The 23,372-nt window shown below is 71.6% G+C and carries 14 protein-coding genes and 1 pseudogene; 4 read left to right on the top strand and 11 right to left on the bottom strand.

Going from position 1 to position 23,372, the window contains the following annotated elements; genetic code table 11:
* Positions 1-210 precede the first annotated feature (210 nt).
* From ACZ4RZ_RS20405 to ACZ4RZ_RS20380, 6 genes and pseudogenes are all read right to left on the bottom strand, one after another.
* Positions 211-465, bottom strand: coding sequence for a hypothetical protein (locus ACZ4RZ_RS20405; RefSeq protein ID WP_467746337.1), 255 nt, complete (start codon positions 463-465; stop codon positions 211-213).
* Positions 466-506: 41 nt separating this feature from the next.
* Positions 507-629, bottom strand: coding sequence for a type B 50S ribosomal protein L36 (ykgO, locus tag ACZ4RZ_RS20400; protein ID WP_189186548.1), 123 nt, complete (start codon positions 627-629; stop codon positions 507-509).
* A gap of 36 nt (positions 630-665) precedes the next feature.
* Positions 666-832: pseudogene (locus ACZ4RZ_RS20395) on the bottom strand (50S ribosomal protein L31); the annotation flags it as partial.
* 26 nt (positions 833-858) lie between these two features.
* Positions 859-1,023 carry a 50S ribosomal protein L33 gene (rpmG, locus tag ACZ4RZ_RS20390; RefSeq protein WP_467746335.1) on the bottom strand — a complete coding sequence of 55 codons (165 nt, stop codon included), beginning with the start codon at positions 1,021-1,023 and terminating at the stop codon, positions 859-861.
* A 541-nt stretch (positions 1,024-1,564) separates the two neighbouring features.
* On the bottom strand, positions 1,565-2,365 hold the full coding sequence (locus ACZ4RZ_RS20385) for a TIGR03943 family putative permease subunit (RefSeq protein ID WP_467746334.1): 801 nt from the start codon (positions 2,363-2,365) through the stop codon (positions 1,565-1,567).
* Entirely contained in the window at positions 2,362-3,411 is a 1,050-nt protein-coding gene (locus tag ACZ4RZ_RS20380) for a permease (RefSeq protein ID WP_467746333.1), read from the bottom strand. The genes ACZ4RZ_RS20385 and ACZ4RZ_RS20380 overlap by 4 nt, the downstream gene beginning before the upstream one ends.
* A gap of 729 nt (positions 3,412-4,140) precedes the next feature.
* Between ACZ4RZ_RS20380 and ACZ4RZ_RS20375 the strand changes: the two genes are divergently transcribed.
* Positions 4,141-5,196, top strand: coding sequence for a glycoside hydrolase family 5 protein (locus tag ACZ4RZ_RS20375; RefSeq protein ID WP_467746331.1), 1,056 nt, complete (start codon positions 4,141-4,143; stop codon positions 5,194-5,196).
* A gap of 380 nt (positions 5,197-5,576) precedes the next feature.
* Here the strand turns inward: ACZ4RZ_RS20375 and ACZ4RZ_RS20370 are convergent, their stop codons facing one another.
* Positions 5,577-6,341, bottom strand: a complete 765-nt coding sequence (locus ACZ4RZ_RS20370) for a YqjF family protein (RefSeq protein WP_467746330.1) — start codon at positions 6,339-6,341, stop codon at positions 5,577-5,579.
* A 168-nt stretch (positions 6,342-6,509) separates the two neighbouring features.
* On the opposite strand from ACZ4RZ_RS20370, the gene ACZ4RZ_RS20365 reads away from it, so the two are divergent.
* Both ACZ4RZ_RS20365 and ACZ4RZ_RS20360 read left to right on the top strand, forming a co-directional pair.
* Complete coding sequence (locus tag ACZ4RZ_RS20365; RefSeq protein ID WP_467746328.1) at positions 6,510-14,933, top strand: alpha/beta fold hydrolase; 8,424 nt, start codon at positions 6,510-6,512, stop codon at positions 14,931-14,933.
* A 212-nt stretch (positions 14,934-15,145) separates the two neighbouring features.
* Positions 15,146-16,354 (top strand): PP2C family protein-serine/threonine phosphatase, encoded by a 1,209-nt coding sequence (locus ACZ4RZ_RS20360; RefSeq protein ID WP_467746326.1) that lies wholly within the window; start codon positions 15,146-15,148, stop codon positions 16,352-16,354.
* 64 nt (positions 16,355-16,418) lie between these two features.
* On the opposite strand, the gene glpK is transcribed toward ACZ4RZ_RS20360, so the two are convergent.
* The 3 genes from glpK to ACZ4RZ_RS20345 form a co-directional block, all read right to left on the bottom strand.
* Positions 16,419-17,936 carry a glycerol kinase GlpK gene (gene glpK, locus ACZ4RZ_RS20355; RefSeq protein WP_467746325.1) on the bottom strand — a complete coding sequence of 506 codons (1,518 nt, stop codon included), beginning with the start codon at positions 17,934-17,936 and terminating at the stop codon, positions 16,419-16,421.
* Positions 17,937-17,960: 24 nt separating this feature from the next.
* Entirely contained in the window at positions 17,961-18,806 is an 846-nt protein-coding gene (locus ACZ4RZ_RS20350; RefSeq protein ID WP_467746323.1) for an MIP/aquaporin family protein, read from the bottom strand.
* 222 nt (positions 18,807-19,028) lie between these two features.
* Positions 19,029-19,460 carry a hypothetical protein gene (locus ACZ4RZ_RS20345; RefSeq protein ID WP_467746321.1) on the bottom strand — a complete coding sequence of 144 codons (432 nt, stop codon included), beginning with the start codon at positions 19,458-19,460 and terminating at the stop codon, positions 19,029-19,031.
* A 326-nt stretch (positions 19,461-19,786) separates the two neighbouring features.
* On the opposite strand from ACZ4RZ_RS20345, the gene ACZ4RZ_RS20340 reads away from it, so the two are divergent.
* A complete protein-coding gene (locus ACZ4RZ_RS20340; RefSeq protein ID WP_467746319.1) occupies positions 19,787-20,887 on the top strand; it encodes a hypothetical protein in 1,101 nt (366 codons plus the stop codon).
* 365 nt (positions 20,888-21,252) lie between these two features.
* Here ACZ4RZ_RS20340 and fusA read toward each other — a convergent pair whose 3' ends face one another.
* Entirely contained in the window at positions 21,253-23,352 is a 2,100-nt protein-coding gene (gene fusA, locus ACZ4RZ_RS20335) for an elongation factor G (protein ID WP_467746317.1), read from the bottom strand.
* Between the last annotated feature and the right edge of the window lie 20 nt (positions 23,353-23,372).

Raw genomic sequence — 23,372 nt, 5'->3', positions numbered from 1 at the left:
AACCGGCCAGGAGATGACGGGTGCGCCTCTGAGGCACCCCTATCGGGGTCCCGTCCATCGTGATCAGCTTCGTCTACGGGTTGGCGAATCCCCGTACAGGCGCTGCCTTCCGGTTTCCTCCGGCTCTGCTGCTGTTCCTGCCCATGTGGTTCCCGCTCTTCGGGAACTGCGCCGAAATGTTGGTCATCCCCGCGGCTGGTCAGCTCGTTTTCACGCGCTGCACTCGATGCGGGTGCGCTGTGGGGCGGCCGGCCCCGCCTCCGTCGAGTGGCAGTCTGCGCCGAGGCCCTCGCCGCCGCGATCACCGAGCACCTGTTGGCGAATGTCGGACGCAGGGAGCTTCGGCACCCGGCGCCCCAAGACGCGCAGGACGCCGCCGGCGTCGTCGTCGGCGTGACGACGACGAGGAACACGGTGGGGAGGGCCGACCCGGTCCTCGCGCGGTGCGAGGACCGGTCCCGCCATCGTCTCCCCGGGTGTCAGCCCTGGCGGGGTCTCCCCGGGTGTCAGCCCTGGCGGGCCTTGAACCGCGGGTTCTTCTTGTTGACGACGAAGACCACGCCCCGCCGACGGACCACCTGCGCCCCGGGCTTGGACTTCAACGAAGCCAAGGACTTGCGCACCTTCATAGCTCTGCTCTCCTCCTGCCGGACACCGGCCCGCGCTCAGCACCGGGCCGCGGCCGCGCGACCGTAGCGACGCTCGAAGCGCTGCGCGCGGCCGGCACTGACCACGACCCGCCACACCCCGGTGCAGAACGGCGGCTCGCCCGCGAGATCTCGACATCGTCGATCAGCGGGTAGCTGTTGCCGTACTCCCACGCGATCGTCCTGGCCGCCCGGTGACCCCGGGCTCGGTTCAGCGTTCCTCCCGGAATGCGACGTGCTCGCCGACCACCGGGTCGTACTTGCGCAACACAAGCCGGTCGGGGTCGTTCAGACGGTTCTTGCGCGTCACGTAGGTGACGCCGGTCCCAGCCGTCGACCTCAGCCTGACGACGGGACGCGCACTGCTGCGTGCCATGAGGTTCTCCTTCCGCCCACACCACGCGATATTGACTCGCGCATGTCAGCTACGTGCGTTGTAACAGCGGACCTGGTCACCGCATTCCCGTCTCCCGCCCTGCCGGGACGACCCGGCGGGTTCGTCTTTCGCCGTGTTGTACGGGCGGACGACGTTGTGCGGTCGGATGGCCGCTCCGGCGACGCTGTGCGGGCGACGACAGCAGGCAGAGGTCCGGCGTGCGCGGCGGCGTCAGGTGTGGGCCGGAGTGCGGAGTGACCTTCGCCGGGCGCTCAGTGCCACCAGCGTGGCGAGCCCGGCCGCCAGTGCCCCGGCGAACATGGCGGCCCGGTCGCCGACTGCCGGGGAGGTGTGGCCGCTTCGATCAACCGCGTCGGCCACCGCCGGAAGCAGCGCGGCGCCCAGCGCGGGCCCAACTGCCGGACTCTGTTTCGGTTGAGGGGTTGAAGAACAGGCTCAGCCTGCGGTTCGCGCTTCGCGGTTGCGGCCACACGGCGACCCGCCGCCTCTCGGGGCGATGGGCAGTCACGGTCCCCCAGGATCAGGAAGGTGTGAGCGGAAGGGTGTCCGTATAGGCGTTCACCGGTGGCGAGATCCGCTTGGTGGCGCGGACGTCGAGGGCCGGGGCCGCCGACTTCGTGCCGAGCGTGCCCGAGGGGTGCCAGGTTCCCGTGACGGAGACCCAGGTGTCGTGGGGCAGTGCGGGGCCGCCGTACATCCGGATCCTGATCGACTGCGAGTCCGCGGCGCAGCAGTTGAAGATGATCCGGGTCAAATACCAGCCGCCGCCCTGCCGCGCCGGCGTGACGAAACCCGTCATCCGCAGGCTGCGGCCCTCGATGCTCCGCTCCCGGTCCTGTTGCACCCGCTGGGTGAAGTCCGTGAGGGTGATGGGCAGCGGCGAGGTCGCCGGGAGCCGGTCGAACCGGCTCTGCTGCTTGACGGCCTTCTCGTTGGCCCGGGAAGCCGTGTACGCGCCGAGTGCGGGAGGCGCGTAGAAGAGCAGGCTGAGGGCGGGAAGGAACAGCAGCCAGGCGATCCGCGGCGTGGTCGAGTGATCGTGGTGACCACCATGACCCTGACCGCCGACACGGTCGTGGTCGTGGTCATGGCCGTGATCGTGGGCGCCTTCACCGCCGTCGTACGCGGGCTCGCGCGCGTCCGCCCGTCCGTCGAGGGCCGCCGCCAGCAGGCCCAGTACGAGGAGCAGTGCGCCGGAGGCGATGAGCGCCGGGCGCAGTCCCGCCTTCACGTAGCGCAGGTACAGGTCCGAGAACAGGGAGACGTGCAGGAGGCCGAGCCCGCAGAGGACCAGGAGCAGTACTTGTACGCGGTGTCTCACAGCAGGGCTCCTCCGATCAGCACGCTGCACGCAACCGCCACGACGACGGTCGCGGTGGAGAAGCGGAGGGCGAACGCCCGGCCGAAGGTGCCCGCCTGAAGGGCGATCAGTTTCAGGTCGACCATGGGGCCGACCACCAGGAAGGCCAGCCGCGCGGTCGGCGAGAACCCGGCGAGCGACGCGGCGACGAAGGCGTCGGCCTCGGAGCAGACCGCGAGAACGATCGCCAGCCCGGCCAGGAACAGCACGGAGAGCCACGGTGAGCCGGAAAACGTGTCGAGGACGGAGCGCGGCACGGTGACGTTGAAGGTGGCCGCCGCGGCCGCGCCGAGGACGAGATAGCCGCCCGCGTGCAGGAAGTCGTGCTGAAAGCCGAGGCGGAACTCGTTCCAGCGGCTGTGCCCCGGGTGATGACCGGTGTGGCGGGCCGCGGGCCGCAGCCACTCCTCGCGCCCCAGCCAGAGCCACAGCCAGCCCATCACGGCGGCCGTGACGAGCGAGGCGAGCAGCCGGGCGGCCACCATGGCGGGGCTGCCGGGGAAGGCGACGGCGGTGGCGGTCAGGACGACCGGGTTGATGGCGGGGGCGGAGAGCAGGAACGCGAAGGCCGCGGCCGGGGTGACGCCCCGTCGGATCAGGCTGTTCGCCACCGGCACCGACGCGCACTCGCAGCCCGGGAGGACGACACCGGCGGCGCTGGCGACCGGGACGGCGAGTGCGGGGCGACTGGGCAGGGCCCTGCTGAACACAGAGGCCGGCACGAAGGCGTTGATCGCGCCGGACAGCGCGGTGCCGAGCAGCAGAAACGGCAGCGCCTGGACCGTGATGGCGAGGCACACCGTCCGCCAGGCCCCGAAGGCCGGGGCGCCCAGCCACCCGGAGCGGGCGAGCTCGGCCGCCGCGGACGTGCAGCCCCAGCCGACCGCCACTCCCAGCCCGATGACGAGGAGACGGCGGCGGGGGACGCGGGTGCGCGATGCGCGGCTGGGGCCGCCGGGGAGAACGGCCGTGCGCGTCGCCCCCACCGACTCGTCCGTCTGATGCATCACCACTCCGCCCCGCAGACATTCCCACCGAATACAACGCGGACCGTACTAGCAGGACTTGGGTCAAGTCGGTAACCACGCCTGGTATGTCGCGGTGGCGGCCGGGGTGGGGACGCCCGGCCGAGACCGCGAGACGGGTCTCCGGTTCGCGGACGATCCGGGCTCGCCGGCCACGCAGCCAACCATCTCCCGCGGGCGCGGAGACCAGGCAACGCCGGGGCACGCGCGGGGTGTTGGGACCGCAACCCGCTACTCCCGCCAGTTCGGGTCCGTCACTTCACCATTCCCGCCGCCTCGAACCCGGACCGAGAACCCGCGACACAACGCAACGACGTTACGCGCGGGAAACCTTGACGATCGCTATGCCGGATGCCACGATTCCGGCGCCGCCATGTTTACGTAAACATCACCCTGAACCGAGCCCAGGCCAAGCTTCGCCGAAGAGTGTTTACGTAAACATGATGTCGAGGTCGGTGAAGCAGAGAGGACTTGACCTCAGAACAACCTGCCTGGCAGGAGGCCTCCGCCAGGTAGGGCCGGAGGCGCGGGCGCCAGGACCGCACCCCGTACTCCCCCGCGCCAAGCAGACCGGTACACCACCGGTCATCGCCGGGCCCACCCACGGCGAGCCGGCACCACCCGTCCGGCCCGGCACACCTTCCGACGGCCGCTCAGCCACGCGCAGGCTCCGCCATGCACTGAGTCGCCATCTCTTGAAAGGGCAAGTCGATGCGCAAAATCCCCGCCAGAACCCGCTTCACCCCGCGGCTGCGTGCCGCCTTCGTGGCGATCCTGATCGCGGGCACCAGCGGCACCACCATCGCGGGCGGCCCCGCCCACGCCGCACCGAGCGGAGACACGACCCGGTTCAAGGGAGTCAACTGGGCCGATCCCCGCGACAACTTCGCCGACGACCCCGTCGTGCTGTCCGGCCTGTCCACCTCCGACAGCTACGCCCAGACCTACGCCAAGGCGAGCCGGGTGATCTCAGCATTCCGCGCGAACCTGGGCGCCAACACCGTACGACTGCCCATCAACCCGTACACCGTCGACGGGGCCTACTGGAAGTCCTATCGCGGGGTGATCGACGCAGCGTCGGCCCGGGGCTTCAAGGTCATCGTCTCCTACTGGGAGGGCACGGGCTCGCGCAAGGACGGCTTCATCGACGACCCTGCCACCTACTGGCCCATGTGGAACACCGTGGTCAACGCGTACAAGGACGACCCGCGGGTCTACTTCGAGCCGATGAACGAGCCCCACGGATACACCGACGCCGAGTGGGCCGACATCGCCGCGCAGTGGCTGGCCACCTACCCCTCGGTGCCCCGCAACCGGGTGTTCGTCAGCGGCGCCGGCTACAACGACCACGTCACCTCCGTCTGCGCCGACCCGCGCCTGAAGGGCACCTACCTGTCGCTGCACCACTACGGTTTCTGGAAGGACTACGCCACCTACGACCAGTGGGTGGCCGACCTCGAGGAGCGCATCGGTGACTGCGCCAACCGGACCGTCGCCGACGAGTTCGGCGCCCCGATGACCACCGGCCTCGACTACAACAAGCCGGCTCCCTCCGACAACTACATCAACTACGTTCAGGCCGTCACCGACACCTTCCGCCGGCTCAGGATGGGGTCCGTCTACTGGCCCGGGCTGCGTACCGACGACACCTACTCGCTGCAGACCCTGACAGGCGATCCCGCCCGGCCGTGGCTTGCCACCACGAACCAGTCCGGCGCCGACAGGCTCGCCTGGGGCTGGGGACGCGGCAAGCCGGTCCGACCCTGACCAGGTCTTCGGCGTAACCGCCGACCGGCAACCAATTGAGGCTCCGCCCCGGCAATCGGGGCGGAGGTGGTGCCGTCGCCTCCGGTACTCGTTCGAGGAAGCGGCCGGCGTCGACATCCGCGTCCGGATGCTACGGAACGGTCCAGGCGTAACCCTTGCGGCAGAAGACGCGAGAACTGTGCGAATCGGCGGGTGGTGTCCCGGCCTGCGGCCTGACTCGCGCGAAAACGGACCATGGTGTCTTGGCTTGGATCTGTCGGCTGTGAGGCTGGGGCAGTGCTTGCTGTCACCGGACCGACGAGGTGTGTCCCGATCCGCCGTCGCGGGTTTCCGGCGACACGGCGGACTGCGGCGCAATGCGCCGCCCTTGTAGCCGGCGCTCAGGGGGTCGGGATGCCACCCGGCCGGGCCGGCCGCCCCAGCCGGACCGGGACGCCCGGCGAGTACAGGACGCTGACCGGTTCGCCCAGCGGCGTGGGCAGGCCTGCGGCCGCGAGCAGGTTCTCGTCGCAGGCGAGCAGCTCGGCGCGGTGCAGCGGCCAGCGTGGATGCTCGTTCGGCAGATATCCCGTGTCGCCGAAGAACGTGTTGTGCATGCCCCAGCGGGCGGTCAGGAAGTGCTCCAACTCGGTGGGCTCCGCTACCGGTTCGCCCCGCCGGAGGACGATACGGCTGTGCGCGCCGCGCGGCCCGGGCCAGCGCCGTGAGCTGGTGTAGGTGATGACGTCGTCGTCGGCGTGGACAGCCATACGGGACCACACGTACGGAAGCCGGAAGCCGGCCCGTCCCATCAGTACGGGAACGAGCCGGGCGGCGTCCATCGACCGGAAGACCACACCGCGCCGGCCATGCGCGTCCACCGAGTACAGGCGCACGTTCGTCTCCGGGAACGTGCCCAGATACGGCACCCCCGGTGACCCGAGCCAGCCGACCCGGTGCATACGGAAAGCGACCAGGCCGACGTAGGTGATCCCATCGAGTACGTCGGGGACGGTTCGGTCCGGCAACAGTCCGGCGATATCGGCCGGGTCGACAGGCCAGTGGACGAAGGCGAGATCGAGCCACTGCTGAGTGAGCAGCGGCCGCCGCAAGGCCAGGGGGGCGTCCGGGGTGACGGGCTCGGGTATCCGCGCGGTGGTCGACACCACGCCAGCATCCCAGACGGCCGCCCGCCGACCGCAGCCCGGGAGCTGAACCTCATGGGGGGCGGCGCCGGTCCGCGACGTTCACGAGGACCAGGGCGTGGGGGCGCTGAGCGCCCGTTCGGCTGACGTACGGTTTGCCGAGAGCGAGCCATGGTCGAAGGGGCGGGGATGGCGGATTTTCAGGGCGAGTTGGTGCGTGCGCTGCCCGGCACGTTGAGGGAGCACGCGGCTCGACTGGGAGACAAGACCGCCTATCGGGACGCCCGTCGCGCCGTCACCTACCGGGAGTTGGAGGAACGTACCGGGCGGTTGGCGGGGCACCTGGCACGGCTTGGGGTCCGGCGCGGCGACCGCGTCGCGATCCATCTGGGCAATCGGGTGGAGCTGGTGGAGGGCTGTCTCGGCGTGCTGCGGGCCGGCGCGATCGGCGTGCTGCTCAACCCCGCCGCGTCGGACGAGGAGTTGGCGTACTTTCTCGACGACAGCGGCGCGGTCCTGGTCGTCACCGAGGAGCCGTTGCTGCCGCAGGTGGCCCGACTGGCGGCCGGGCGGCCCGGGGTGCGGACGGTCGTCGTCGGCCCGGGCTCCCCGCCGGCCGATGCCCCCGCCGACGTCCTCGTCTTCGAGGAGCTGGCCGGGACGGATCCGGGCCGGACGCCCCGCGATGACCTCGGCCTCGACGATCCCGCCTGGCTCCTCTACACCTCGGGCACCACCGGGGAGAGCAAGGGCGTGGTCTCCACGCAGCGCTCCGCCCTGTGGTCGGTGGCGGCGGCCTACGTACCGGCGTACGGGCTGCGGGAGCGGGACCGGCTGCTCTGGCCGCTGCCGATGTTCCACTGCTACGCCCATTCGCTGTGCCTGCTGGGAGTGGTTTCGGTCGGTGCCAGTGCCCACCTGCTCGACCGGGGCGCGAGCGTCGCTCAAGCTCTCGCCGGGCAGCCGTTCACCATGCTCGCCGGAGTACCCGCCACCTACCGCCTGCTGCTCGACTCGCTGCGGGAGACCGGCGATCCGGTGCCCGAATCCCTGCGGGTGTGCGTCACCGCCGGCGCGCCCTGTCCTCCTGAGCTGCGGGCGGAGGTCGAGGATGTGCTGGCCGCTCCCCTCCTCGACGGCTACGGCTCCACCGAGACCTGCGGGAAGATCGCGGTCAACCGGATCGACGGGCCCCGGGACGACGTCTCCAGCGGCCCGCCGCTGCCCGGGCTCGCGGTGCGGCTGGCCGATCCGTCCACCCGTGCCGAGGTCGGCGACGGGGAGGAGGGGGAGATCTGGGTTCGCGGCCCCGGTCTGATGGCCGGCTATCACAACCGTCCCGACGCCACCGCCCAGGCCTTCACGGACGGCTGGTACCGCACCGGGGACCTCGGCCGGCGGATGGCGCACGGTCATCTCCAAGTCACCGGCCGCGTCAAGGAATTGATCATCCGCGGTGGTGAGAACATCAACCCGTCCGAGGTGGAGCGGGTGCTGCTCGCCTGCCCCGGTGTCAGCGACGCCGCCGTCGTCGGCCGCCCGCACGACGTCCTCGGCGAGGTGCCGGTCGCCTTCGTCGTCCCCGGACCGCACGGGATCGACACGGCGCGCGTGCTCGCCGACTGCCGGGCGCGGCTGTCCGGGTTCAAGGTGCCGGACGAGATCTACGAGACCGTGTCCGTCCCCCGTACCCCCTCGGGCAAGATTGTCCGGCCCGCGCTCGCCGAGGAATTGGCCGCGCGGCTGGCCGGGCAGCGGGCGAGCGCCGCGGCCGCGCTGCGCGAGCGACTGGCGGCGGTCTCCGACGCAGTGCTGGACCTGGTGCTCGAAGAGACCGCGCGGACGGCCGGGATGCCTGCGCGCGCGGTCGATCCCGACCGGCCCTTCACCGAGCTCGGGCTCACCTCGCTCGGTGGTGTGCTGCTGCGCGACCGGCTGGGCGCGGCGACCGGTCTCGACCTGCCCGCGACACTCGTCTTCGACCACCCCACGCCCGCCGCCGCGGCGGCATGGGTGCGTGACGCGCTGCGGGGCGACAGCCGGCCACAGCCCGCGCGTGCGTCCGGCGATGGACGGCGTACGGAGCCCGGGGAGCCGATCGCCATCGTCGCCATGGCCTGCCGCTACCCCGGCGGCGTCGAGTCCCCGGAGGACCTCTGGCGGCTGCTGGCGGACGGCACCGACGCGACCTCCGAGTTCCCCGCCGACCGCGGTTGGGACGTGGCCGAGTTGTACGACCCCGATCCGGACCGGCCGGGAACCTCCGTCACCCGCAGGGGCGGCTTCCTGCACCGGGCGGCGGACTTCGACGCGGCCTTCTTCGGCATGTCGCCCCGCGAGGCGATGGCCACCGATCCACAGCAGCGGCTTCTTTTGGAGACCGGCTGGGAGCTGGTGGAGCGGGCGGGCCTCGACCCGTCGGGGCTGCGGGGCAGCGACACCGGTGTCTTCGTGGGCGTGATGCACGCCGACTACGCGGGCCGCCTGCTGCACCGGGCCGGGCACGAGCTGGAGGCCCATCTCGCGCTGGGTTCGGCGGGCAGCGTGGCCTCCGGCCGGATCGCGTACACCCTGGGTCTGCGCGGGCCCGCCGTGACGGTGGACACCGCGTGTTCGTCGTCGCTGGTCGCCCTGCACGCCGCCGCGCGGTCGCTGCGCGACGGCGAGAGCTCGCTGGCCGTCGCGGGCGGGGTGACCGTCATGGCCACGCCCGCGCCGTTCATCGCGTTCAGCAGGCTGCGCGGGCTGGCTCCGGACGGCCGGTGCAAACCCTTCTCCGCGGCGGCCGACGGCACCGCCTGGGGCGAGGGCGTCGGCCTGGTCCTGCTGGAGCGGCTGTCCGACGCACGGCGCAACGGACATCCGGTGCTCGCGGTGCTGCGCGGCTCCGCCGTCAACTCCGACGGTGCCTCCAACGGGCTGACCGCGCCCAACGGGCCGGCGCAGCAGCGGGTGATCCAGGCGGCACTCGTGGATGCGGGGCTGTCACCTGCCGATGTCGACGTCGTGGAGGCGCACGGCACGGGCACCGCGCTCGGCGACCCGATCGAGGCGCAGGCGCTGCTGGCCGCGTACGGGCCGGGCCGGCTGGCCGAACGCCCGCTGTGGCTGGGCTCGTTGAAGTCCAACCTCGGACACACCCAGGCCGCGGCCGGTGTCGCCGGCGTGATCAAGACCGTACTGGCGATGCAGCACGGTCGGCTCCCCCGCACGCTGCACGCCGGCGAGCTGTCGCCCCGGGTGGACTGGTCGTCGAACGCCGTGCGGTTGTTGACCCAGGAGGAGGAGTGGCGGCCCGTGCCCGGGCGGCAGCGTCGGGCAGGCGTGTCGGCGTTCGGGATCGGCGGGACCAACGCGCACGTGATCCTGGAAGAGGCCGAGGAAGGCGCGGTCGAACCGCGCCGTCGCCGCGCGGCGGCCCCGCCGTTGCTGCTTTCCGGCGCGAGCAGCGCCGCCCTGCGGGCGCAGGCCGCGCGGACCGCGGCCGCACTGCGTGAGCGGCCCGAACTCGACCCGCTGGACGTGGCGTTCACCCACGCCACCGCCCGGGCTGTGCTCCCCCACCGGGCCGCCGTCACCGCCGACGACCGCCAGGGGCTGCTGAGCGCCCTGGACACTCTGGCGGCATCGGCCGCGCCGCACGCGGTGCAGTCGGCCGGTCGACCGGCCCTGCTGTTCACCGGTCAGGGTGCCCAACGGCCGGGTATGGGACGGGAGTTGTACGAGGCATTCCCGGTCTTCTCGGCCGCCGTCGACGCCTTGTGCGAACGCTTCGACGCGCGTCTGGAACGTCCGTTGCGCTCGGTGCTCTGGGGAGCCGACGAGAACGCGCTGCTGGATCGTACGGACTTCGCCCAGGCAGCCCTGTTCGTCTTCGAGGTGGCCCTGTTCCGGTTGCTGGAGTCCTGGGGCGTGCGGCCGGACTTCCTGGCCGGGCACTCCGTCGGTGAGCTGGCGGCGGCCCACGCCGCGGGCGTCCTGTCCGAGCGGGACGCCGTCGAACTGGTCGCGGCCCGGGGCCGGTTGATGCACCGGCTGCCGGAGGGCGGCGCCATGGTGGCACTGGACGCCACCGAGGCGGAGGTGAGCGGCGAGTTGGCCGAGGGGGTCGCGATCGCGGCCGTGAACGGTCCGCGGGCGGTCGTCATTTCCGGCCGGGAGGGGCCCGTGCTCGCGCTCGCGGAGCGGTTCGCCGTACGGGGACGCCGCAGCGCCCGGCTGCGGGTCAGCCACGCCTTCCACTCCCCGCTGATGGAGCCGGTACTCGCCGAATTCGGACGTGTCGCGGCCGGGTTGGCGTACGACGAACCCCGCATCCCTGTGGTGTCGGGACTGACCGGGCGCCCGGCCACCGGGGACGAACTGCGGTCGGCCGAGTACTGGGTACGGCACGCCCGCGAGGCCGTACGGTTCGGGGACGCCGTGCAGTGGCTGGCGCGCGAGGGGCGGGTGACGGCGTTCGCGGAGATCGGCCCGGACGCGCAGCTCACGGCCCAGGCCATGACGGGTCTGGCCGAGGCCGGTGAGCAGCCGCTGTTCACGGCCATCGCCCGCCGGAGCGCCACCGGACCCGAACACCGCACGCTGTTCACCGCGCTGGGTCAACTCCACGTCCACGGTGTGCCGGTGGACTGGCATCGGGTGTACGCGGACAGCGGCGCCCGGCGGGTCGATCTGCCGACGTACCCCTTCCAGCGGCAGCGCTACTGGCTGCCCGCCGGCACCGCCGACCCCGTGACCGCTTCCGGCCACCCGCTGCTGACGGAGACGGTCACCGTGCCGGGCACGGAGCGCCTGCTGTGCAGTGGCCGGCTGTCCTACGCCGCCCAGCCCTGGCTGCGCGACCATGTGGTGGGCGGTCATGCCCTCGTGCCCGGCGCCGCGTTCGCCGATCTGGTGCTGCACGCGGGCGACGCGTGCGGTCTCGACGTACTGGAGGATCTCGCCCTCCTGGCCCCGCTGCCCCTGCTCGCCACCGAAGGGGAGCGGATCCAACTCCAGGTGGCCGTGGGAGAACCGGACGGTACCGGGCGCCGCGCGGCGGACGTGTACTCCCGGCCCGAGCAGTCCGGCGCGCTCGGCGCCTGGACCCACCACGCGACGGGGAGGCTCGGACCGGCCGTCCCGGGCGACCGGGACCGCGCGGCCTCGCTCGCCGCGTGGCCGCCGCCGGGCGCCACACCCGTGGATATCACCGGCGCCTACGACCGGCTGGCCGCCACCGGTCACGTGTATGGGCCGGCGTTCCGGGGCGTCACCGCCCTCTGGCGGCGGGGCGAGGAACTGTTCGCCGAGGTCGGCCCGGTGCCCGGCACGGACACCCGGCGGCACGCCCTCCATCCGGCGCTGCTCGACGCCGCCCTGCACGCCGGACTGCTCGCCGAGCCGCCCGCCGGCCCGGCACGGCTGCCGTTCGCGTGGCGAGGCATGACGCTGTACGCCACGGGGGCAGCCGCGCTGCGCGCACGTATCACGACGACCGGCCCGGACACCGTTGCCCTGGACCTCGCCACCCCGACGGGCGCGCCGGTGGCCCGGCTGGAGTCGCTGACCACGCGTCCGGTCCCGCACGTGGGTGCCGGCCCGGCCGGGGAGCTGTACCGACTGCGCTGGAGTGGTGTTCCGGCCGTCGGCGACGTGCCCGCCCTGGCGGTGACGGAACCCGACGACCTGGGCGTGGCCGCGGTGCTCGCGACTGCGGACTCCGGTGCGGCGGCCGGAGTGTCCTTGCCTGCGTGCGTCCCCGAGACGGTCGTGGCGTCGTTGTCGGCCCCCTCGGCCGAGGACGCCGACCCGGCGGCTGCCGCCCACGTACTGGCCGTACGAGCCCTGGAGCTGTTGCGGACGCGACTCGCCGGTTCCGGCCGGCTGGTCGTGGTGACGCGCGGTGCCGCCTCCGCGACGCCCGACCTGCCCGCCGCCACAATCTGGGGGCTGCTGCGCTCCGCACAGGCGGAGTACCCCGGGCGCCTCACCCTCGTGGACGTGGACGGCCGACCCGAGTCGCTCCGGCTGGTGCCTGCCGCCGTCGCCACGGGTGAGCCCCAACTTTCCATCCGTGCAGGTCTGTTGAGCGTCCCCCGGCTGGTGCCCGCTCCCGGGTCGGTGGCCGCCGGCTCGCTCGGCCGGGGAACCGTCCTGATCACCGGCGGCACCGGGTCCCTGGGCGCGCTGCTGGCCCGGCATCTGATCGCCCGTCACGGGGTCCGGCGTCTCGTGCTCGCCGGTCGGCGTGGGCCGCTGGCACCCGGCGCGCAAGCGTTGCGGGCCGAGCTGGAGCGAGCGGGGGCACAGGTGGACCTGGTGGCCTGCGACACCGCCGAGCGGAGCCAACTGGCCTCCGTCATCAAGGAGTTCGGGCCCGACCTCAGCGCGGTGGTGCACACGGCCGGCGTCCTGGACGACGGCGTACTGGAGGCGATGACGCCCGAACGGCTGGCGGCGGTGCTGCGACCGAAGGCCCACGCCGCCTGGCATCTGCACGAGTTGACGAAGGAACTGCCCCTGTCGCACTTCGTGCTGTTCTCGTCGGCCGCCGGCCTGCTCGGCAACCCCGGCCAGGCCAACTACGCGGCGGCGAACTCCTTCCTGGACGCGCTCGCCCACCACCGCGCCGCCCTCGGGCTGCCCGCGCTGTCACTGGCCTGGGGGCCGTGGGCGGACGGGGAAGGGATGGCGGCCCGCACCGGCCGAGTCCACGGTGGCGCGGTGCGCGCTGTCTCCCCCGAGCACGGTCTGGCACTCTTCGACGCCGCGCTGGGCAGCCGCGAGCCGGTCCTCGCGCCGCTGCCGCTGGACCGCTCGCCGGGGGCACTGGCCGCCGGGTCACCGGTGCCGCCGCCGTTGCGTGGGCTGCTGCGTCCGGCCCGGCCGACGGCCTCGCCCGGGGCGGCGGCCGGGGGCGACGAGCCGGATGCCACCGCCGGGGCCTGGCGGGACCGGCTGGCGTCGCTGCCGGTGCCCGAGCGGGCGCCCGCCTTGCTGGAGCTGATCCGCGCCGAGGTCGCCGCGGTCCTCGGCCACACCGACGCGAGCGCCGTCGACCGGGGCTTTCCCGAGCTGGGCCTCGACTCACTGATGAGCGTGCTGCTGCGCAACCGGCTGAGCCTGTTGGCCGGCATACCGCTGGCGGCCACCGTCGCGTACGACTGGCCGAGCGCGGAGGAGCTCGCGGATTACGTGTACGGGGAGTTGAGCGGGGAGTTGTCGGAAGCGGCGGCTGCCGCGCCGGGGGAAGGTGATCGGGATCGGGCGCGCACGCATCCCGCGCGGACCGTCCTGGCCACTCTGGCGGAGACCGTCCACACCACTCCGGCGGAGACCGTCCTGCTCGCTCAAGCCGAGACGGTCCTGCCCACGCAAGCGCAGACCGTCCCGCCCGCTGAACCGCAGACCGTCCTGCCCGCTCAGACGCAGACGGCCCCGTCAACGTCGGGCCCGACCGCCAGTCCGGCGTCCTCGGCGAGCGTCGCGTCCACTCAGGCGGGGAGTGTTGCGTCCGCCCCCGCGCAAACCAACGGTCCGGAGTCCTCGAGGAACGTCCCGTCCACTCCGGCACCGACCGACCCGTCCACTCCGACCCGGACCGCCGGTGCAGCATCCTCGCCGAGCATCCCGTCCACACCGGCACCAACCGACCCGTCCACCCCCGCCCGGGCCGCCAGTCCAGCGTCCTCGGCGAACGCCCCGTCCACTCCCCCGCATGCCGCCCAGCCTGCTCCGGTGCCGGCTCTCTCGCCGGGCCCGCCAAGTCCGCGCGGCCTCCGCGCCGGCCAGTCCCTGCCGGCCCTGTACCGGCGGGTCTGCGAGACGGGCGACGTCGTCTCGGCGATGCACTTGCTGGTGACCGCGTCGCTCGGCGCGCCCTCCTTCGGCCGTGACGACAGCGACCGGCACGCAGTGTCACCGGTGCGGCTGGCCACGGGCGCGCGCGGCCCGGCGCTCGTCTGCGTGCCGGGCTTCGCCACGAATCTCGGCCGGCCCTGGCACGCGGGGCTCGCCCCCTGCTTCCAAGGGGAGCGGGACGTCTTCGAGCTGCGGCACCCCGGGGTCGACCACGGGGACGCCGTGGCGCGGGATCTGGAGACGCTGACCGAGCTGCATGCCACGACGGTGCGGCGGCACCTCGGCGACCGTCCGTACGTCGTCGTGGGCCACTCCATGGGTGGTTCGGCCGCGCACGCGGTGGCCACGCGCCTGGCGGCCGAGGGCGCTCCCCCGGCCGGGCTCGTCCTGGTGGACGCCTACCGCATCACCCCGGACCGGGAGGCCGAGCCGTCGCTGCTGGCCCTGCCCGCCCGGATCCCGCTGGCGGTGGGTGAGCGGTTCGACACGGCGGTGGACGACATGACGCTGCTGTCGCTGGGCGCGTACACCCGGATGTTCCGCGGCTGGCAGCCGGAACCGACCGAGGTTCCCACCCTGCTGGTGCGCGCCACGCAGCCGCTGCCGCACATGCCGGAGGATTGGTCGTCGTGGTCGTCCTGGCCCGGACCCCACGACACGGTGGAGGTACCCGGCAGTCATCTGAGCGTGCTCGAGGCACACGCCCCGACGACGGGCGAGGCGATCCGCGAGTGGATCGAAGCGCTCGGCCGCCCGGAGGCCGGCTGACGGCGGCCGACGCACGGCAGGCACGCGCACGGCAGGCACGCGTACGGCAGGCACGCGTACGGCAGGCACATGCACGGCAGGCACGCGCACCGCGGGCAAGTCGCCTGACGACGGATACGCGATTCCGCCTGCCGTTCCCCCCTCGCCCCCCACCACCCCGGCCACGCCATCGCGTAATGCCGGGGAGCGGTGCCCCGGGTACCCGGGGCAAAATGGGAGACGTGGGCGTCCGGCGTGTGTCAGTGGACCGCCTCGTGGAGCAGTCGTCGGGCCGCGGGCTGGTGACGATCCCGCTCGCGCTGATCGTAGTGATCACCGTGGTGGACATCCACTCCCCGACCACTGTCCATCTCGGGCCGTTGCTGGTCATCGCCCCCGCGCTCACTGCCTCCTTCGCCGGGCCGTGGCTGACCGCTGCGGTGGGGGCTCTGGCGGTGGCTGCCCAGGTATTCATCGCGGTGCTCCACGGCGGGCTGACGACGACCAACCACATCGCCCAGATCATCGCTCTGTGTGTGCTCTCGTCACTGGTGGTTTTCGTCTGCCATGTGCAGGAGCGGCGTGCTCGGGAGCTGAGCCGCGCGCGATCGGTCGCCGAGACGGCGCAGCGGGTTCTGCTGCGGCCGCCACCCCGCCGGATCGGGCCGTTGCGCGTGGCCTGGCTGTATCTGGCCGCCGAGGACGAAACCCAGATCGGAGGCGACCTCTTCGCGGTCGCCCGCGCCGAAGATGACTCCACCCGGGTGATCATCGGGGACGTCCGCGGCAAGGGCCTGGCCTCCATCGGTGAGGCATCGGTCCTGCTGGGCGCGTTCCGAGAAGGCGCCTATCGGTACGCCACGTTGCCCGAGCTCACGGCGGCGCTGGAGGTGAGCGTGTGCCGCGATCTGGAGGACGTGGCCGATACCAAGAACGACCCCGGGGAACACTTCATCACCGCGCTCGTACTCGACATCCCCGACGACGACGGCTCACAAATCGAGTTGATCAACTGCGGCCATCCGCCGCCCCTGCTACTGCACGATCACGAGGTCACGGCCCTGCAGGCCCGCCACCCCGTGCCCCCGCTGGGCATGTGCGCACTGCCGGCCTCAAGCCACCGCCCGGACTCGTTCGCCTTCGAGACCGGCGACATCCTGCTGCTGTACACCGATGGCGTCATCGAAGCCCGCTCACCGGCAGGTGCCTTCTACCCTCTCGCCGAGCGGGTCGCGTCCTTCTCCACCTCCGGGCCCGACACGCTGCTGCACCACATCCACGACGACCTGCTCGCCCACGTCGGCGACCGACCCGCCGACGACGCCGCCCTCCTGATCATCGAACGCACCGCCTCCCACCACCTCCACCGGCCGCACTTCACCCGTCCCGTCGACGGCCACCACCGGGCCCCCAGAAGCCCCTCCCAGCCCACGGAACGCTGATCCCCCGACCCACAGAACGCGCAGATCGGATGACGACCTTCGACCCGGCTGCACGACCGTGGCTCTATTCGACCGTGGCCCAGTCGAGCGTGCGCTCCACCGCCTTCTTCCAGGCCGCGTAGCCCTCCGCACGCTGGTCCTCCGACCACTGGGGCTCCCAGCGCTTGGACTCCTGCCAGTGGGTGCGCAGTTCGTCGGTGTCCTGCCAGAAGCCGGTGGCCAGGCCCGCCGCGTAGGCGGCGCCGAGCGCGGTGGTCTCGGCCACGACCGGGCGGCTGACGGGAACGCCGAGGACGTCGGCCTGGATCTGCATGCACAGGTCGTTGGCGGTCACGCCACCGTCGACCTTGAGCACGTCGAGATGGACTCCGGAGTCCTGTTCCATGGCCTCGACGACGTCGCGGCTCTGGTAGCAGATGGCTTCCAGGGTCGCCCGGGCCAGGTGGCCGCTGTCGTTGTACCGGGCGAGGCCGACGATCGCGCCGCGGGCGTCGGAGCGCCAGTACGGGGCGAACAGGCCCGAGAACGCGGGGACGAAGTACACGCCGCCGTTGTCCTCGACGGTGCGGGCCAGGGTCTCACTGTCGGCCGCATTCTTGATGATCTTCATCTGGTCGCGCAGCCACTGCACCGCGGACCCGGTGACCGCGATGGAGCCCTCCAGGGCGTAGATCGCCGGGCTGTCGCCGAACTGGTAGGCCACGGTGGTGAGCAGGCCGTGCTGCGAACGGACCAGCTCGGTGCCGGTGTTGAGCACCAGGAAGTTGCCGGTGCCGTAAGTGTTCTTGGCTTCGCCGGGCGCGTAGCAGACCTGTCCGACGGTGGCCGCCTGCTGGTCGCCGAGCACCCCGGCGATGGGGATGGCGGCCTGCAGTGGCCGGGTGGTGCGCGTCACCCCGTACGCCTCCGGGTGGGACGAGGGGTTGATGGTGGGCAGCATCTGCCGTGGGATGTTGAAGAAGCCCAGCAACTCGTCGTCCCAGTCAAGGGTTTCCAGGTCCATCAGCATGGTGCGGCTGGCGTTGGTCACATCGGTGGCGTGGATACCGCCGTGGGGGCCGCCGGTCAGGTTCCACAGGACCCAGCAGTCCGTGTTGCCGAAGAGGGCGTGTCCCTGCTCCGCCGCCTCGCGGACGCCGTCGACGTTCTCCAGGATCCACTGGATCTTGCCGCCGGAGAAGTACGTCGCCGGCGGCAGCCCCGCCTTGCGGCGGATGACGTCGCCCTGGCCCGAGCGTTCCAGGGCCGCGGCGATGGAGTCGGTGCGCGTGTCCTGCCAGACGATGGCGTTGTAGTAGGGACGGCCGTTGCGAGGATCCCAGACAACGGTGGTCTCACGCTGATTGGTGATGCCGATCGCCGCCAGGTCCTGCGGCGACAGGTTCCCGTGCCGCAGAGCGTTCTGCATCACGGAGTTGGTGCGCTCCCAGATCTCCACCGGGTCGTGCTCGACCCATCCGGAGCGCGGCAGGATCTGGGCATGCTCAAGCTGGTGCTTCGCCACCTCGTTGCCGGCGTGGTCGAAGATCATGAAACGAGAGCTGGTGGTCCCTTGGTCCACCGCGCCCACGAAGTCCGCCATGGCGTGTTGCCTCTCTGGTGGGTGTCAGCCCTCGGGGGGCGGGACACGTCCGGGGGGCTCAGGCTCTGCCGTGGGCAGGAACCGGCCGATGAAGGCCTTGTACACGCCGGCGCCGAGCACACCACCGATCAGCGGACCGACGATCGGCACCCAGTAGTAGAGGTTCCCGTACTGATCTCGCCATGCTCCGCCGTACCCCGTGATGAAACTGGCCAGCCGGGGACCGAAGTCACGTGCCGGGTTGATCGCGTAGCCCGCGAGGGTGCCCCATGCCATGCCGATCCCCACGACGACCAGACCGATGATGAACGGGGCCAAGTTGGCGCCGGGTGGCGTGTTGAGCAGGTCCGTGATCGCCAGGATCAGCAGCAGCAGAATGGCCGTGCCGATGACCTGGTCACGAAACGCGCCCCACTCGTGGACCGGCAGGTTCGTATTGCCGTTGGCAGGGAGCGTCGAGAACACGAACTGCGTCTTGAGGGTGTGTCCGGGGTCCGCCTTCGCCAGCGCCTCGGTGTAGTTCCAGCGCACGATGAGAGCCGCCACGAAGGCGCCGGCCGTCTGGGCCAGCACGTAGGGCACCACCTTGCGCCACGGGAACCCCTTGAACGTGGCCAGGGCGACGGTCACCGCGGGATTGAGATGCGCACCGCTCAGCCGTGCGGCGACGTAGACGCCCATGGTGACACCGATGCCCCACGCCCAGGCGATGCTGTCGTGGTTACCGAGGCCACCGGGCGGTGTTGTGAGCGCTCCACCGGCGACCACTTGGGCCACCACGCCGACACCGAAGAGGATGAGAATCATGGTGCCGAGGAATTCGGCTGACACCTCGCCGATGATCCCCAGCCTTTTGAGTCGCTCAGCCATGGAAGCCCGCTTTCCCGCCGGCTCAGGACCGGCCGTTGAGTGCCCGAGTCCTCCAGACATCAGGATAGGACGATCTAGAAATAACCGCATGAGAAGCGAAATATCACCCTTTAGGGCAGTTGTGGCCAATGGTCCGGAGGCGGACATCCGCCCACCCATGGGTGTGTGTTGCGCCGCGACGGCGGCGTTCCCCGACTGCCCGACCCGGTAACGCGGCGGGCGTCAGACATCGGTGGGCAGGCCACTCACTTCCGCGATGCCGCGCAGCTCCTCGTCCTGGCGGTGCCGTTCACCGATGAAATCGGCGATCTCCTGGCACCGGGCGGGATCGGCCGCGGTGCCCGAATCCGTGACGACCCTGACGGGCCCGGTCTCCTCGGTCTCGATTTCGACGATCTGGTTGTCCAGGCGCCCCGTGACGGCGACCGCGACGACGAGGGACGCCTCGTCGCGTACCTCCTGCGAGACGCTGTCCGCCTCCGCGCCTTCCAGGCTCAGCTCGATCGGCCCCGCGCGCTGCTCCTGGATCGCTTTGAGTACGGGGTCGACCATGCGGCGCAGCAACGCGAAGTCCGCGGGGGCCATACGGAGGCGGAGCAGGTCGAGGTACAGGTCCACGGGCCGGCCTTCCGGCGAAAGCTCTGATTCGCTCATGGGATTCGACTTCCCCGATGTGGGCGACGTGATCGCATCTGTGTCCAGAATGATGGGATTCCTCGCCCGCCGCCGCTCAGGGATCCCGGTAGGACCACGGGGGCGGACGCTGGAGGCTCAAGGGGACGGACCCCCGGCCCGGTCATCCATGGACATGGAACAAATCCGCCATGGACTACAAATCTGCCATGGACTATGGGACAAAGCCTCCCATAGTCACCCGAGAGCGGAGGTCCGTGATCTCTGCTGACCTCGACTCCAGGCCTGTGAGCCGCACTGACCATACTGGGACACGCACGTCGCCGCCCTCAGATGCAAAGTGACCCATGTCGAAGTCCCGCACAGTCCACACCACGGCCCCCGAAACCCTCTGGCTGGCCGGCGGCCGCCACGCCGGGCCCGCCCCGCAAGAGGCCCTGCGGGAGAACCTGCGCAAGCTCAAGGCCGACGAGACGATCCACGACTTCCTGGAGACGGAGAACTCCACAGAAGCCGACGGCCACGTCTTCGAGGCCCGGTGGCTCGTCGACGATGCCGTCACGGTGCGGGCCCGGCTCGCCACCGATGGGCGCGACCGCGTGGACGCAGAGCGGCGCTGGACTCTGGCAGCCGAGGCGGAGCGGCCCTGGAACCCCGCGTGGCCCTCCCCCGCGACCATGTTCTGGCCCGAGAAGAGCGAGATTCCCTGGGACCACGACATCGTCGCCGGCCTCCGTCTTCAGGACATCAACCCGCTGCCGAAGGACGACAAGGCCCTCCGGCGGCTGCTCAAGGACGCCGCGCTGCACAGCTGGAGCATCAACGTCGTCGTCCACGAGGCGATGACTCCCGACCAGTGTGGCCGCCTGCCGCTGGCGCGCCTGTTGCCGCCCGCGCTGCGGCACCGCGTCGTGGAACACCGCGCCGCACCTGAGCAACTCCAGGCCGTCAACTGGGCGCTGTACGACCTGGGCGTCCGGGTGCCCCGGGGCGGCGCCGTGATTCTGCCCGGCACTCCTGCCCGACCGGGGTACGAGGAGCAGGACTTCACCGTGCGCAGCGTGTTCCTCGACGGCTCGGAGCCGAGGGAACTCCTGGACAAGGTCGAACGCTACGCCGCGCTGCCCTGGCCGCTGCCGGAAGCAGCGGAAGAAGCCTTCACCGCTCTCCGGCAGAACTGGCATCTGCTGACCCTCGAGGAAGAACTCGCCCACGCACGCGCGCTCGTGAGTGCCTACGCCGAAGCGCTCGACGCCATGACCCAGTCGCGCGACCGGTATCGCGAGGCGGCCGACCTCGCCCACGCCGCGTTGGCCGAGATCAAGGAATTCCAGGGTACGGATTCCCCCGCACGCGAAGAGTCCCGTCAGCACGACGGGCACTCACCGCACCCGCTGACGAAGACGTTCCAGCGGGTCGCGGACAGCCTCAGACCACGGTCCAAGTAATCCCGAGGCACGGCTGGTTCAGCGCCTGACACTCCGTCAGGACAGGAACGGGCGGATCTCCACCCGCCTGCGAAGATGATCCCGCGTCGGGCCGGGCGGCAGGTGGTGCAAAAGCCCGTTGAGATGGGCCGTCGGGGTCTTGTGCCGTGTGAGCTCGACGATGTCCTCGTTGGCCAGGTCGCGCCATTGTCCAGCGAGAGCGCCGGCTTGAACGGGTGGCCACCCCCGACGGTCTTCGCGAGGCAGGTCGGCGCGGTCGCCACCCACGTCCGCGGGCCGGCCCCGGAACACGGGCATGATGCTGCCGGACCGGCCCCGCCCGGGTTCGGGCGGGGCCGGCCATGGGACTCGGGTCGTCCTCGGGGCTATCCGGAGGCCGTCCCGTGGGCTGCCCTGGACGGTGCCGGAGCGTAGCCGGTGGGGCGGGTCGTGAAGACTCCCCGGCCCTGAGTCCGGCTGCGCAACCGCGTGGCGTAGCCGAACAGTTCAGCCAGTGGCACGGTGGCCGTGATCACCGCCGCGCCCGCTCGCGTGAGCGAGCCCGAGATCCGGCCGTGCCGTGCCGCCAGATCGCCGAGCACTGCGCCCACGGCGTCGTCGGGCACCGTGACGGTGACCTCGACAACCGGTTCCAGGAGCTCCATCGCGCCAGCGCGCAGCGCCGCGCGGAGCCCGAGTCGGCCGGCCGTGCGGAACGCCATCTCCGAGGAGTCCTTCGGATGGGTCGCCCCATCGGTCAGCGTGACGCGCAGCCCGGTCACCGGGTGACCGCCGAGCGGTCCCTCGGCGAGCGCGTCCCGGCAACCGGCCTCCACCGCGCGGACGTACTCCTGCGGCACCCGGCCACCGACGACGCTCGAGCGGAACTCGAAGCCCGTCGCGCTCCCCTCGACACCGCTCGGGTCGGCCTCCAGCGGCTCCACATCGAGGACGACATGGGCGAACTGACCGGCGCCCCCGTCCTGCTTGACGTGCCGGTACACCAGCCCCGACACCCCTCGCGTCACCGTCTCCCGGTAGGCCACCCGCGGCCGACCGACGGCGACCTCCAGCCCCTGGGCGCGCCGGATCTTCTCGACCGCCACCTCCAAGTGCAGCTCGCCCATCCCCGACAGCACCGTCTGACCGGTCTCGGGATCCGTCCGGACCGTCAGCGAAGGATCCTCCTCTCGCAGACGTGCCAATGCCGACACCAGACGGTCGGTATCGATGCTCCTGCGGGCCTCGACGGCCACGGAGACGACCGGATCGGCGACGACCGGTGGTTCGAGCAGCAAGGGAGCCTCGGGTGCGCACAGGGTCGCCCCGGCACGGGCGGACTTCGGGCCGACCAGCGCGACGATGTCACCGGCCACCGCCCGGTCCAGCTCCGCGTACCGGTCGGCCTGGACCCGCAGAATCCGGCTGATGCGCTCCGTGCGCCGCGCGCCCACGTCCAACACCGCCTCTCCCTTGTCGATCGTTCCCGAGTACACCCGCACGTACGTCAGCCGCCCGGTAGCGGTCGCGTTCACCTTGAACACCAGCCCCGCGAACGGTGCCTCCGAGTCGGCGAGCCGTTCCTGCGCCGCGCCGCTCCCGGTGCCGCGTACGGCCGGCACGTCGAGCGGCGAGGGCAGGTAGGCCACGACAGCCTCCAGCAGCGGCTCGATCCCGCGGTTGCGGTAGGCCGAGCCACACAGCACCACCACGCCCTCACCGGTACGGGTCAGGTCGCGCAGCGCGGAGACCAGCGTCGCCGCGGAGACCGTCGACCGGGCGCAGAACTCCTCCAGTGCGACCGGGTGGAGTTCCGCCACCGCCTCCTCCAGCAGCCTGCGCCGCCGGTGCGCTTCTTCTTGCAGGGCTTCCGGCACCGGGCCCTCCTCGACCGTGTCGCTGCCGTCCGCCCAGACCGACGACCGCATACGCAGCAGATCCACCACCCCGGTGAAGCCGTCTTCGGTGCCGATCGGCAACTGGACGACCAGTGGGGCCGGATGGAGCCGCTCCCGAATCGACTCGACCGCGGTGTCGAGGTCGGCACCGGCGCGGTCCAGCTTGTTGACGAAGGCGATCCTCGGCACGCCGTGCCGGTCGGCCCGACGCCACACCGACTCGCTCTGCGGCTCGACGCCGGCCACGGCGTCGAACACCGCGATCGCACCGTCGAGGACTCGCAACGAGCGCTCCACCTCGTCGGAGAAGTCGACATGGCCCGGCGTGTCGATCAGGTTGATCCGATGGCCGTCCCAGGCGCAGCTCACGGCCGCGGCGAAGATGGTGATTCCACGATCGCGCTCCTGGGGGTCGAAGTCTGTGACGGTGGTGCCGTCGTGGACCTCACCACGCTTGTGGGTGGTCCCGGTGAGGTACAGGATCCGCTCGGTGACGGTGGTCTTGCCGGCGTCGACGTGGGCGAGGATGCCCAGGTTGCGGACGGCGGTCGGCGGACTGGTGAGGTGACGGTGCAGGTCGGTACGCACGGCCCATGGCCTTTCGGGTG

The organism is Streptomyces sp. NPDC027189, from assembly GCF_055566975.1.
This window is presented reverse-complemented; position numbering and strand designations above follow the sequence as displayed.

Coding starts and splice junctions, on each gene's coding strand:
- ACZ4RZ_RS20405 (WP_467746337.1), bottom strand. CDS start 465: ATGGCGGGACCGGTCCTCGCACCGCGCGAGGACCGGGTCGGCCCTCCC.
- ykgO (WP_189186548.1), bottom strand. CDS start 629: ATGAAGGTGCGCAAGTCCTTGGCTTCGTTGAAGTCCAAGCCCGGGGCG.
- rpmG (WP_467746335.1), bottom strand. CDS start 1,023: ATGGCACGCAGCAGTGCGCGTCCCGTCGTCAGGCTGAGGTCGACGGCT.
- ACZ4RZ_RS20380 (WP_467746333.1), bottom strand. CDS start 3,411: ATGCATCAGACGGACGAGTCGGTGGGGGCGACGCGCACGGCCGTTCTC.
- ACZ4RZ_RS20375 (WP_467746331.1), top strand. CDS start 4,141: ATGCGCAAAATCCCCGCCAGAACCCGCTTCACCCCGCGGCTGCGTGCC.
- ACZ4RZ_RS20365 (WP_467746328.1), top strand. CDS start 6,510: ATGGCGGATTTTCAGGGCGAGTTGGTGCGTGCGCTGCCCGGCACGTTG.
- ACZ4RZ_RS20360 (WP_467746326.1), top strand. CDS start 15,146: ATGGGAGACGTGGGCGTCCGGCGTGTGTCAGTGGACCGCCTCGTGGAG.
- glpK (WP_467746325.1), bottom strand. CDS start 17,936: ATGGCGGACTTCGTGGGCGCGGTGGACCAAGGGACCACCAGCTCTCGT.
- ACZ4RZ_RS20350 (WP_467746323.1), bottom strand. CDS start 18,806: ATGGCTGAGCGACTCAAAAGGCTGGGGATCATCGGCGAGGTGTCAGCC.
- ACZ4RZ_RS20345 (WP_467746321.1), bottom strand. CDS start 19,460: ATGAGCGAATCAGAGCTTTCGCCGGAAGGCCGGCCCGTGGACCTGTAC.
- ACZ4RZ_RS20340 (WP_467746319.1), top strand. CDS start 19,787: ATGTCGAAGTCCCGCACAGTCCACACCACGGCCCCCGAAACCCTCTGG.